Source organism: Siminovitchia sp. FSL H7-0308, assembly GCF_037980985.1.
GTDB classification, from domain to species: domain Bacteria; phylum Bacillota; class Bacilli; order Bacillales; family Bacillaceae_C; genus Siminovitchia; species Siminovitchia thermophila.
Map to the genome: position 1 here is coordinate 3,083,307 of NZ_CP150282.1, position 12,742 is coordinate 3,096,048.

12 protein-coding genes are annotated in these 12,742 nt (G+C 43.2%); 3 read left to right on the forward strand and 9 right to left on the reverse strand.

Features of this window, described 5'->3' with window-relative positions; all coding sequences use genetic code 11:
- Positions 1-119 precede the first annotated feature (119 nt).
- Both speB and MHB50_RS14685 read right to left on the reverse strand, forming a co-directional pair.
- On the reverse strand, positions 120-1,070 hold the full coding sequence (speB, locus tag MHB50_RS14680; protein WP_340084032.1) for an agmatinase: 951 nt from the start codon (positions 1,068-1,070) through the stop codon (positions 120-122).
- 26 nt (positions 1,071-1,096) lie between these two features.
- Positions 1,097-2,047: a D-2-hydroxyacid dehydrogenase gene (locus tag MHB50_RS14685; protein WP_340084033.1), complete on the reverse strand. Its 951-nt coding sequence runs from the start codon at positions 2,045-2,047 to the stop codon at positions 1,097-1,099.
- 154 nt (positions 2,048-2,201) lie between these two features.
- On the opposite strand from MHB50_RS14685, the gene MHB50_RS14690 reads away from it, so the two are divergent.
- The gene (locus MHB50_RS14690; RefSeq protein WP_340084035.1) at positions 2,202-3,089 is read left to right on the forward strand and encodes a LysR family transcriptional regulator; all 888 of its coding nucleotides are present in this window, start codon (positions 2,202-2,204) and stop codon (positions 3,087-3,089) included.
- 91 nt (positions 3,090-3,180) lie between these two features.
- Here MHB50_RS14690 and MHB50_RS14695 read toward each other — a convergent pair whose 3' ends face one another.
- The 5 genes from MHB50_RS14695 to MHB50_RS14715 all read right to left on the reverse strand — a co-directional run bounded on the left by MHB50_RS14695 (position 3,181) and on the right by MHB50_RS14715 (position 8,478).
- Positions 3,181-3,510, reverse strand: coding sequence for a DUF3870 domain-containing protein (locus MHB50_RS14695; RefSeq protein WP_077113158.1), 330 nt, complete (start codon positions 3,508-3,510; stop codon positions 3,181-3,183).
- Between the two features lie 13 nt (positions 3,511-3,523).
- Positions 3,524-4,744: an L-2-hydroxyglutarate oxidase gene (gene lhgO / locus MHB50_RS14700; RefSeq protein WP_339164485.1), complete on the reverse strand. Its 1,221-nt coding sequence runs from the start codon at positions 4,742-4,744 to the stop codon at positions 3,524-3,526.
- 21 nt (positions 4,745-4,765) lie between these two features.
- Complete coding sequence (locus MHB50_RS14705; protein ID WP_340084036.1) at positions 4,766-5,431, reverse strand: GntR family transcriptional regulator; 666 nt, start codon at positions 5,429-5,431, stop codon at positions 4,766-4,768.
- Between the two features lie 129 nt (positions 5,432-5,560).
- Positions 5,561-6,958: an APC family permease gene (locus MHB50_RS14710; protein WP_340084037.1), complete on the reverse strand. Its 1,398-nt coding sequence runs from the start codon at positions 6,956-6,958 to the stop codon at positions 5,561-5,563.
- 71 nt (positions 6,959-7,029) lie between these two features.
- Positions 7,030-8,478, reverse strand: a complete 1,449-nt coding sequence (locus MHB50_RS14715; protein WP_339164489.1) for an aldehyde dehydrogenase family protein — start codon at positions 8,476-8,478, stop codon at positions 7,030-7,032.
- Between the two features lie 160 nt (positions 8,479-8,638).
- On the opposite strand from MHB50_RS14715, the gene MHB50_RS14720 reads away from it, so the two are divergent.
- On the forward strand, positions 8,639-8,956 hold the full coding sequence (locus MHB50_RS14720; protein ID WP_340084039.1) for a hypothetical protein: 318 nt from the start codon (positions 8,639-8,641) through the stop codon (positions 8,954-8,956).
- A gap of 764 nt (positions 8,957-9,720) precedes the next feature.
- Here the strand turns inward: MHB50_RS14720 and MHB50_RS14725 are convergent.
- On the reverse strand, positions 9,721-10,176 hold the full coding sequence (locus tag MHB50_RS14725; RefSeq protein WP_340084040.1) for an N-acetyltransferase: 456 nt from the start codon (positions 10,174-10,176) through the stop codon (positions 9,721-9,723).
- 172 nt (positions 10,177-10,348) lie between these two features.
- On the opposite strand from MHB50_RS14725, the gene argJ reads away from it, so the two are divergent.
- Positions 10,349-11,506: a bifunctional glutamate N-acetyltransferase/amino-acid acetyltransferase ArgJ gene (gene argJ, locus MHB50_RS14730; RefSeq protein WP_340084041.1), complete on the forward strand. Its 1,158-nt coding sequence runs from the start codon at positions 10,349-10,351 to the stop codon at positions 11,504-11,506.
- A 500-nt stretch (positions 11,507-12,006) separates the two neighbouring features.
- On the opposite strand, the gene MHB50_RS14735 is transcribed toward argJ, so the two are convergent.
- Entirely contained in the window at positions 12,007-12,732 is a 726-nt protein-coding gene (locus MHB50_RS14735; RefSeq protein ID WP_340084042.1) for an amino acid ABC transporter permease, read from the reverse strand.
- Positions 12,733-12,742: the final 10 nt, after the last annotated feature.

The window sequence follows — 12,742 nt, forward strand, 5'->3', positions numbered from 1 at the left end:
ATGCCCGATTGGTTCAACTAACATTCAGTAGGGAGATGGAAGAAAACGCCTACTGAATGAAGTTTGTTCGTTTTTTCATCAGCTGATTTAGTTGTGTCTCACTCCCATTCTGTTACACATCAGGTGTGTTCTTTTTTATTCAATGCCGTTAAACACATCATTTCAAACATAACGTTGGCTGCCAATGCGGATGTGATATCTCCATGATCGTACGCTGGAAGAACTTCCACCACATCAAAACCAATAAAAGGAATATCGGTCAGTTGGCGTAATATTTGGAAGGCCTCACGCGGATAAATTCCCCCAACTTCCGGAGTGCCCGTCCCCGGGGCAAATGCCGGATCAATAAAGTCTACATCAAAAGAAAGAAAGACACGCCGGCCTGCCACTCTATGTTTAATGGAAGAAATTAATGACTTGATTCCCATGTCCAGGACTTCTTCGGTCGTTATCACTTCAAATCCGAGTTCTCTGGATTGATCGTACTCGTCCACGCTATTGATCGACCCGCGCAACCCAATCTGGATAGAATGAACAGGGTCAATTAATCCTTCTTCCACCGCCCGCCTAAAAGGGGTACCATGTGTGTACCTTTGTCCAAAATAGCTGTCCACTGTATCAGTGTGCGCATCAAAGTGGACGAGAGAAACAGGTCCATAATGTTCGGCAGCAGCTCGCAGTTCTCCTAACGAAATGGAATGGTCCCCGCCCATGACAATCGGGACGATTTCCTTTTTATACATAGGAGCCAAAACTTCGACTATATTCTTATATGTTTCTTGGATAAATCCCGGGACAACCGGAATATCTCCATAATCTACAGCGGAAATATAATCAAATATATTGATTTTTTGGTGATTCGAAGAGCAGCGCACAAGCGACGAGAAGTTGCGAATGGCTTGCGGTCCAAACCTTGCTCCTGTTCTGAATGTTTGCCCCGTATCAAAAGGGACACCTATGATGGCCACGTCTACATTTTCCAATGTCTTCACATGCGGAAGCCTCATAAAAGTACTGATCCCACTAAACCTGGGCTCCTTAAAAGTTGGATCTTGCCTGTATTTCACCATGTGCTTTCCCTTCTTTCTACATGACGTTAATGGAAATCCACCTTATTGACCATAAACTGAAGAGCATTCTGTTGATAATAGCGAAAATTTTCGAGGAACATTTGAAGAGCACGGAACATGTACATATTCGTTCTGGCGGAAGCATGAGGTGTAATCAACACATTTTTCATTCTCCAAAATGGATGTTGAGCTTCAAGCGGCTCGCTTTTAAACACATCCAAAGCCGCACCGCCTATTTTTCCTGTTCTTAAAGCTTCTAACAAATGTTCTTCAACAATGACATCCCCTCTGCCGACATTCATAAAAATGACTTGATCCTTCATCAGTTGAATGATATTTTTGTCGATGAGATTTCTCGTCTCATCAGTAGATGGAAGCGCACTGCAAATATAATCACAACATGGGACTATTTCCTTCAACCGCTGAACACGATGGACTTCATCAAAGCCGGCCATATGACGTCCGCTTCGATTTACTCCGATTACACTCATGCCAAGCGCCCTTGCTTTTCTGGCAATTTCCAATCCAATTACACCCGTTCCCAACACGCCTAACGTTTTGCCATAAACTTCAGACATTCCAGCAGTATATGACCAGCTCTTCTGTTCCTGAAGCTTTATAAAATGTGGTATATGTTTTGCAAAATAAAGAACGGCGAAAATCACATACTCACTGATCGGAATCGCATGAATCCCTTTTGATGAAGTGACGAGAATGTTCTTATCTTTGATTGGGGTTATCGGCAATTGCTCCGTCCCGCTGCTTAAGACGTGGATCCATTTCAACCCTGGAAGCTGCCGCAATTCCTCAACGGTGACAGCATCATCAAAGTTTCCATAAGTGATCAGAATTTCCACAGCATTTTTCTCCCTTTTGCTCAGTTCATTGATTGTTCTTTGAACGACAGGAACTTGCGTTTCTTTCGCTATTTTTTGTCTCATTTCAGCGGATAAGTCTGATGTTGTACAAACAATCACACAAACACCCCCATTACATTTAACATAGCATGGTGCATATTGATTGAGAAATTGAACTTTTTAATCGTTTTCATCAATCGCTTCTATGGATACATTTCTATTGGCCGATCTATGGTAAACTGTTGGCAATATGATGTACAGAGGTGGCGCGGGAATGGAATTGAGGAATTTAAAAACGTTTCAGGTGGTGGCAGAGTGCTCGAATTTTACGAAGGCGGCGGAGAAACTGAATTTTACCCAGCCAACTGTTACGGCTCAGATTCAGTCACTGGAAAAAGAGTTGAATCAACTATTATTCTTTCGTGTTGGAAGAACCAATCATTTAACACCGGCCGGCAAGCTGTTAAAGAAGTATACTGATGAACTTTTTTTGATCGTGGATCGAATGGAATCCGCCTTTGAAGATCTCGAAAAGCCAAACGGTTATCTTCATATTGCTGCTTCTGAATTTTATTGCACCAACTACTTTCCTTTCATTGTATCTGAGTTTTTAAAGACATTTCCCGATGTCCATATCAACTTAGCTTCTTGTAACAGTAACGAGGTCATAAAAGGAATTGAATCCAACACTTTCGATTTAGGCGTTATTGCAGGGGAAATAGTAAGAGAAGAAATAGAAAATATCATTTTAGATGAAGAAGAGCTCTTATTAGTCGCGGCAAAATCTGTCTCTGAGCAATTGTCAGTGAACGAAATCATCAACAACTTGCCTTTTATCAGATACAGAATCAGCGGGAACTACAAGGCCCTCATTAACCACTATATACAACAAACAGACTTTTCTCCGAAAAAAAATATTGAATTCGGCAGTGAAGAAGCAATCAAACGCGCTGTCTTAAAAGGAACAGGCTATGGACTGCTATCTAGCAATCTCATAAAAAAGGAGCTAAACAATGGAATGTTGATTCCTATCGAGTTGACGGATCAAAAGATCAGCTTTAAAACATCTCTTATATATTTGAAGAAAAAAGAGGAGAAAGAGGAGTTACAGTCTTTCACAGAAGTTGTCAAATCCTTGTGGGTAAAAGCACCCGAAGAATAAAAGCTCAACAATGCCCGTCAAGGGGCTCGCTGAGCTTTTTGATCAAATGGTTCCTTATAACGATTCCACACTTCAGGAGGAATTCCTCGCCTTATTTTTCCCCTTCAGTGATTTGCTTGAAATGCAAGTGCAAATCTTTCATGGCCGCAATAAGCGCGTTGGTCGCTTTCCCTTTATAATACGTTTGAATGGCTTCTATCTGTTCATCAATGCCATCCTTCAAACTGGTTCCTCTTAGAAGCCGCCCGATAAAATCACTTCCATGTTCAGTTGCAAGAGTAGCGGAGGCTTTTAGTATGACCCCATACTTTACATCAATTTCTGCTGTAATGGTCAGTGTCTCGTAGACGCTTTTGGCAGCCATTCCTTGCGGCAGGCGCGCATGGCCTGCAATGAACATCGTTTTTGCATTAAACTCCATCGATATCCCCTCTTTATTGAATTGTGACAGCCGCTTCTTTAAGGTGTGACTGTTCAGGAATTCTTCGTGCCACTTCTTTTCCGATTTCTATTGATGCTGTTGCAGCCGGTGATGGTGCATTACATACATGGATCGAGCGTTGCCCCATAATAATGTGGAAGTCGTCCACCATGGAGCCATCATCTTTTAATGCCTGGGCGCGAACGCCGGCAGGTGCCGGTACAAGGTCATCCTCTTGGATTTCCGGAATTAATGCTTGAAGGCTCTTCGTGAACTGAGCTTTGCTGAATGACCTGATATATTCTTCCATTCCCTCTTTCATAAACTTGGACGCAAGTTTCCAAAAGCCGCCGTATGTTAACGTTTCAGCCAAGTCTTTAGGATTGAAGTCCGTTTTCTTGTAACCTTCTCGTTTAAATCCAAGCACAGCATTGGGGCCCGCATCCACTTCGCCATCGATCATGCGGGTAAAATGGACGCCCAAAAACGGAAACTTGGGGTTTGGAACCGGGTAAATCAAATGTTTAACGAGATACCGCTTTTCCGGTTTCAACTTGTAGTATTCCCCACGGAAAGGCACTATTTTCATGTCCGTTTTATAGCCTGCGGCAGCAGCAACCCGATCACTGTGAAGGCCCGCGCAATTAATGACAATGCCGGCTTTTATCGTTCCATTATTCGTTTCAATAACGACCTCATCATTTTCTTCATTGATTTTCTCTACTTTTGTGTTTAACAAAATATCGCCGCCATGATCGGCAATGATTTCTGCAAACTTTTCACTCACTTGCCTGTAGTTGACGATACCAGCCATAGGTACGCGAATGGCCGCAAGACCCGCCACATGAGGTTCAATTTCTTTCAATTCGGCTGACTCAATTTTTTCAATAGCCAGTTCATTTTGCAAACCGCGCTCATACAAGTTGTCAAGAAGCGGCAGTTCTTCAGGTTTCGTCGCCACAATGACCTTGCCGCATATGTCGTGATCAATATTGTGTTTCTGGCAAAATTCAGTCATTGACTGGCTTCCTTGTCTGGCAAAACGCGCTTTATAGCTCCCTGGCTTATAATAGATTCCCGAATGGATGACCCCGCTGTTATGTCCTGTTTGATGCGTGGCAACAGCGGATTCTTTTTCAATCACAACCACTTTGGCATTTGGAAATCTGTCATATATGGCCATGCCTGTTGAAAGCCCTACAATACCGCCGCCTACAATCGCAAAATCATACATATTTTTATACCCCCGTCCAAGTTAAGTATGTTTTTTCATGTGTTCCATGCACTTGATCAAATTATTTTTTGTCCGCAAAATATGATACTCCACCGCAGCCCTTAGCTCAGCAGGATCTCCCCGTAACGCCGCTTCATATATAAGGCGATGTTCCCTTTGCGCTTCCTGATAGTAGTCGATTAATAAGTTGGGGGCGATTGGTGAAATCCCCAACATTTCGACCATTTTCTGAACGCGGGGCCACGGACAGCCACTTCTGAGTGTCTGATGGAAGGAAGCATTCAGTTGGATATATTGATCATTTGTTTCATCTGTTAACTCGAGTGTCTCCATTTGAATTAAAATATCATATAAATGTTGTTTATCTTTCTCGGTTAAATAAGGAAGAGACTTTTCCACCGCCAGTCCCTCCAGCATGGAGCGAAGGTGATATATTTCTTCTATATTGTCTTTTGTAATCGGTGTAACGACTGCTCCTTTATGAGGAACAAGCTCGACTAATCCTTCAATTTGGAGTTGCGTCAATGCTTCACGTATGGGCATCCTGCTTACCTTGAGGCGTTCTGCCCATTCCTCCTGGATTAAACGATCGCCTTCTTTTAACGTACCATCCAAAATGGCTTTTCTAAGCCGTTTCGTGACGTTTTTGACAATCGTCGATTTATTTGACGCGGCATCGTTCGACAATGATATCCACCTCTCTTTATTTTGGATACAATCCATAGTTTATCATAGAAGTTTAACGTTTTCAATCAGGAATTTTACAAAAAAATGAATCCAATCTTCATCAAATTGGATTCATTTTACTTTATATGACTATCCTATTTTTTTGTTGTGATGATAGCGAATTTCACCGGATGAAAAATTTTTTCTCATGGACAACATGAGCAAGAAACCGAGAAGCATCCAACCGGCAAAAATAGCCCACTCATATGGCCAAATGAGAGCCGCCGGCATTCCGGGCATGTATAGAATAACGAAGAAAATACTCATAAGAACGGCCAGCCACCCGACAATGCTTGACTTTCCGGCTTTAAATGGCCTCTCCATTTCCGGTTCGTTTTTGCGGAGCTGAACAAAAGCCACCGCAGCCAGCAAATAAGCAATAACAATAGCAAGTCCACCCGCGTTCACAAGCCAGAGAAGCATGGGCCGCCCAAGTAGCGGGCTTACTGTTGCCAAAGTACCGATAAATAAGACAGCGTTTACCGGAGTTCCGTGTTTGGGATGAAGCTTGCCAAACCAAGAAGGAATCATCTTCTTATCGGCCATCGCATACAAAATCCGGCTTCCTCCGATAATAAACGCGTTCCAACTCGTAATAATACCCGCTATTCCTCCGAGTATCAATATAATGCCAAAGATGTCGCTTCCAAACAATTTGGCCATTGCATCAGCCGTCGGGAGTGTAGAATTGGCCAGAGTATTATGATCAAGGCCCAGTCCAACCGCAAATATAATGGCAACATACCAAACAACGGCCATTACAACAGATACGATTAAAATTTTCCCAATTGACCTGGCGGGAACGTTCATTTCTTCCGCTGTTTGCGGAATCACATCAAAACCGACAAACATAAATGGCGTCATAATCGCAACGACCATAATACCGCCAACTCCGCCAATGAACAACGGATCCGCATTGGCAGCTTCACCGTTAAAAGCACCACCAAAAATGAGCATTAATCCAATAATAGCGATAATAATCGTCAGTACCATTTGTAAAAAGGCGGCGGATTTGATGCCGAGATAGTTTACAATTGTCACAAAGATGGAACCGACCACACCTACAAGAACCCAGGAAAGATATACATCATAACCATTAATCGTATACATGAAACCGACTTTATAGTTTGGAAAAATATATTCGATTACGGTAGGCAGTGCCACCGCTTCAAATGCTACGACCGAAATGTAACCGAGTGCGAGCATCCATGAAGCTGTAAAGGAGCTTTTAGGACCAATTCCCCTTAAGACATATATAAGCGCACCACCTGTCGTAGGCATGGAAGATGCGAGTTCTGCATAAGTCAGACCAACAAATATAACGAGGACGCCTCCGGCGACAAATGCAATCATCGCTCCAACCGTACCAGCTCCAAGAATCCACTCTCCGGATAACACGACCCAGCCCCAACCAATCATGGCGCCAAAGGCTAAAAACAGGACATCCCAACGAGATAAAACCTTCTCAATATTTCGATCTTTTTGCATTACCTTTCTCCTTTATTCATTTATAAGAGATTCTGCTGAAAGACTGTCCGCTTTCAGCAGAGAACATGTTATTACTTCGCGAATGGGTTAAAAGTTACCGTTTTATTTGTTGTAAAGAATTCAGCAGCAGCCTGTCCCTGTTCTTTTGGTCCTTGGCCGGAAGCTTTCGTTCCCCCAAACGGAGCCTGTGGCTCAGCACCGCCAGTCTCTCCGTTTATTTGCACCATGCCCACTTCACTGTTTTCGATAAAATGAAATGCTTTTTCCAGGTTTGTGGTGAAGATCGCTGCGCTTAGTCCGTAAATCGTATCATTTGCTTTTTCAAGAGCCTCTTCATAATCGGCCACTTTCATGACTGCCACAACCGGCCCAAAAATTTCCTCTTTGGCAATTGTCATTTCATGAGTAACATCACCAAAGATCGTTGGTTCGATGTAGTAACCGCCATTGATATCAAGCGTTTCACCACCGTATAAAAGCGTGGCGCCTTCTTCTTTCCCTTTTTGGATGTAACCTGTAACTGTATCGAACTGTTTTTTGGAAGCAACAGGTCCCATCGTGTATTCCTCTTGTAAACCGTCGCCGATTTTGATTTGCTTTGCTTGTTCAATTACTTTTTCAACGAATTGATCATGAACAGGTGCTTCAACATATACTCTGCTGGTTGCTGTACAACGTTGGCCTGTTTGTTTCATTGCCCCTTCTACGACGAGACGAGCGGCAAGATCCAAATTGGCATCTGCAAGTACAACCGCCGGATTTTTGCCCCCAAGCTCCAATTGATATTTCTTGCCGTTTGCCGTTGCCTGTTGAGCAATTGTTTGCCCAACTGCGTTTGAACCAGTAAACGTAACAGCCGATACATCTTCATGCTCTGTCATGACTTCTCCAATAACAGAACCTCTCCCTAACACAAGGTTTAGTACGCCTGCCGGAAGACCGGCGTCCGCAAAAACCTTGGCGATTTTTGCAGCAGTGATACCCGTTTCTTGTGCCGGCTTCCAGACGACAGGGTTGCCGAATACGAGTGCGGGAGCCAGTTTCCAAATGGGAATGGCGATTGGAAAATTCCACGGGGTAATCGCCGCCACTACCCCGACAGGAACACGCAGCGCAAGCAAAGTCGATCCGGCGTTCGCCGAGGGTAAGACTTCACCAGTTTTGCGGTACCCTTCCTGTGCGTAATATCGCAAAATGGATGCCCCGCGCAGAGCCTCCCCCTTCGTTTCAATAAAGCGTTTTCCCATTTCCAATGTGGCTGACTTGGCGATATCATCTGCCCGCTCTTCCAAAATATCAGCAGCTTTACGAAGGATTTCCCCTCTTGCCACCGAAGAAGTTGCTTTCCAGCCTTTGAAAGCAGATTTTGCCGCTTTAATGGCTCTATTCACGTCTTCGGGTGTTGAGACTTCAGTTGAACCGATACATTCATTTGGCTTCGCCGGGTTAAAATGTTCGTGCTTTTCTCCCGAAACAGAACCAACCCATTCGCCGCCAATAAAGTTAAGATAATTTTCCATTACGTACTCTCTCCCATCTACATCATTTTTCTCTCTTGTCATTTGTACTTCTTTTTCCAATGTTCAATCCTTTTCAACGACTACATACAGTAGAGGCAGGCACTAAAAAAATCATTCCAGTTTACTGAAGAGTTTGCATTGCTTTTCTGTAGACAAACCAATGGAACAAGTCGGACCAGCCGGTTCGATGCACCGTATTTCGGATAAGTTATTTGATATGCGAAAGGATTCCAGCTTGTACTGCCCAAACGTACTGTTTTCAACGAAGTGCTTCTCTTTCGTTTCCTCTATTGCGGCCAGGGAAGCGTGGTACAATCTGATTTCCGGAAAATATATTTCCGAATCGGATGCCCGTTCTTTCTACCAACACCGAGTGCCCAATTTAGATCAACCGCAAATCCCCATCGAAAACAGTTTCCAGACGAAGAAAACTCCTTGTATTTCACTAGAGATGAATCCGATAACATTTTATTCGTAAAGCCTTTCATAAAGTGTAAGAAGGAATGGTGAATCGCCCCTAACAGGCCCGATGACTTTTCTCTTAAAGGGGTTTCACATTTGAGAAAGCTAGAGATCTTCCCGCCAAAAAATGGGAACAGCCCCTTTTTTTGAAAAGGTCACAATATTAAGAAGCATCCGACTGTTAAAAACAAGTCAAAGCGGATCATATTGCTTTTTTCCCAAAGTTTCGCGGCTATCTTTGCAAACCACTGCTGACAGGAGTCGTCTGAAAACTCTTTACAAATCGGAGGGAATGCGGAAAAAGCGGATACAGGATGAAGGCGAATGCGTTTTCGCTACTTTCTCCTGTCCGGCCTGTTTTACATTGATGAAGTCTGATTCCCATTGGCAAAATACGGTCTGGTGACAGATACATAGATGACGACTTTCTTCCTCTATTCCAGAACTCTTCTTTCCCGCAGTCACCTTCTTTTTCATCGGTCATCATGTCTTGTTGAGAAAAGGATATACAGTTAGAAAAGTTTTCCAATGAAAAAAGCCAGCAACTACTGTAAATGGATAATCCGCAAGACGTGTTACTATCATTTACATTCGTTTACTGGCTCTAAATCTACGTAATGCTTTGTTTACGTTTTCTCAACAAAGTCTGGTTAGATTTGACAGTCTTAAGCTTATGTTTATATTATTTTAATGTTATTTACAAGATAACGATTATTACTATAACAATAAGTTCACGAATCTGTCAATGTTGTTTTATATTAATGTAATTTTTGAACAATATCACAAATGGATGGCCATGGCTACTTCATCGCATGCTGGAAATTTTGGACAGTGAATGCAATCGGTCCAAACCTTTTGGGGCATCTCCGTTTTTTCGATGATTGTAAAACCGCATTTTTCAAAAAAGACAACTTGATATGTCAACGATATCAACTTGGAGATACCAATATTTTTCGTTTCTTCTATAATTTTCTCAACAAGCATCTTTCCTATTCCACGGCCTTGTGCTTTTTCGGAAACAGCAAGTGATCGAATTTCCGCAAGGTCTTGACCAAGAATGGCCAGGCAGGCAACACCAAGCACCTCTCCACCCTCACTTGCTACAAAAATAGACTGGATGTTGATGACGAGCGATTCGCGCGTCCTTGGCAGCAGTAATTCTTCCTTAGCATATTTATTCACCAAATCATGTACTTGATCAATATCTTTCAAAGTTGCTTTGCGGATTTCGACCATTGATTATCACCTTTTTATTTAATATATAACTTATCTTACTGAACGACAGGTGAAAGTCAATACATTTATTCATATTTATGCACATTTTTAAATAATTATTCAAAAATCCCTTTCTTTCACGTCTGTCCATTGTATAATATAAATAAAAACAGATAAGGCAGGGATGATTCTAATGGAAAATCCACTTACCTTCCCGAAAGGGTTTTTATCTTGCGCAAAAAATGTGGGCATTAAAGATGAAACACTTGATTTCACCGTCATATACTCCGAAGTGCGCGCGGCGGCGGCGGCGATGTTTACGCAAAATCAATTTTGCGGAGCACCTGTCGTTGTAGGCAAAGAACATATCAAAAATGGTTATTTGCAAGCATTTGTCATTAACAGCAAAAACGCCAATGTAGCGACCGGGGAACAAGGCATCGAAGATGTCCATCACATCATTGATACTCTGGCGGAGGAGCTTGCCGTCAATCCGGAGGACATTTTGCCATCTTCCACCGGTGTGATCGGAGTCCCTCTACCTGTCAAAAACATATTGGCAGGCATTCCCGGCTTGAAAAAGGAGTTAACAAAAGAGGCACTACAAAAATCCGCCGAAGCCATCATGACGACAGACACCTTTCCAAAATATCGTAAAGAGCAAGTGGGCAATGCCACTGTATGCGCGATTGCCAAAGGGTCCGGCATGATTGAACCAAACATGGCGACCATGCTCAGCTATATTGTGACAGATGCCGAAATTGCCCCTGAACATTTACAAAAAATATTAAAAAGAGCGGTAAATGTATCGTTCAATATGGTTTCAGTTGATGGGGATACGAGCACGAGCGATACTGTGGCGATCATGGCCAATGGCCTGGCAGGCCCTGTCGATCTTGATGAATTTGAACGAGTATTGACCGCGATGCTCATCAGCCTGGCCAAAGACTTGGCCCGTGACGGGGAAGGAGCAACAAAGCTTGTAGAGGTGAGCGTGTCAGGGGCCAACAGTGAACCCGAAGCTAAAAGAATGGTCAAGGCGATCATTAATTCTCCCCTTGTCAAAACAGCCATCTTTGGGGCCGATCCGAATTGGGGCAGGATTATTTCAACGATTGGAAATGCGGATTTCACCATTGATCCAGCTAAAGTATCCGTTTCATTTGGTGATCTCATCGTATTTAAAGAAGGAGAACCGACAGCGCCCAACCAAGAAGAGCTGGCGAAATATTTGAAAGGGAACAACATCGGGATTTTTGTTAGTCTCGGTCAAGGCCCAGGGAACGCCACAGGCTGGGGATGTGACTTATCCTATGATTATGTACGCATTAATGGAGAATATACTACGTAAAAAGAGACACCTAAAAAATCTCTAACATCAATCAGTTGGAAGAAAACAAAGTGCTTCCCACCGACTGTTTTTTAGTTGGGGGATCTCCCTGCCGGCGCATGCCGTCATTTATGGGAAGTTGTGGACCGGTGTCGCTTATGCTTTTTCATGCCCCGAAACAATAATTGAATAATGAAGAAACCCAAAACAGAAGATGGAGCGTTTTTTCCGATTGTCGATGTAAACCGAGATCGTCCTGATTCTGTCTTCATCTGGATCATCTTGCTGTGCGCCGTACAGAACGCGGGAATTTACATTGCACCGACTCTCCCGGCCCCCTCTGTATTGATCATAGAAGGCTGTTCGAATTGGAGAAAAAGATCACGCCTATCATCTATCTAACTGACACTATGCGTGAAAATCGGTGCGGGGCAATCCATTTCGTTTCTGGATCGGGCTATGCTTCTATTAAAAACGATGAGAAATGAAAAGGCCCATCCAGTCCCCTTTCAAAAAAGTCTTCACGCCGGCACTTTTGCATCTGAATGAGATTCGTGGCGGCGCATTCTTTTTTCAAGCTTCGCGAAAACAACCTCAAAAAACAGGCAGATGACCCAATAAATAATGGATGCCACTAAATACATTTCCAGAAATCGGTAACCGTCATTAGCAATAATTTTAGCAAGCGCCATGATCTCCACGACTTTAACGGCAAAGGCAAGCGACGTCGCCTTCATCAAACTAATAAATGTATTGCCTAAATTGGGAAGCGCGCCTAGAAACGCTTGGGGCAGTATAATCCTCCGCAAGCCTTGTGCCGTTGTCATGCCAACAGAATAGGCCGCTTCCATTTGTCCAACATTCAGCGCATTGATGGCAGAACGGAAAATTTCCGCCTGATACGCCGCCGTATGAAGCGTATAGGCGATAAACGCATAAATAAGCGGTGAAATACCTTGGGCATCCATGTTCAGGCCGAACTTCGCATTCAAGTAATCTATGAGAACGGGAACACCGTAAAAAAACACATACAGCTGAACCAAGAGCGGCGTGCCTCTTATAAAGGAAATGTACAAAATAAGAAAACGATGTAACACTGGAACGCGATAAATTCTGCATAAAGCGATCAACAAGCCAAAAATCGAGCCAAACACCATAGCGACAACCGCAATCGACAGCATGACAGGAACACCCTTCAATACGTCCGGAACATGTTCCAAAGCAAATTCCAAATTAATGATAGACAATTCATATCAC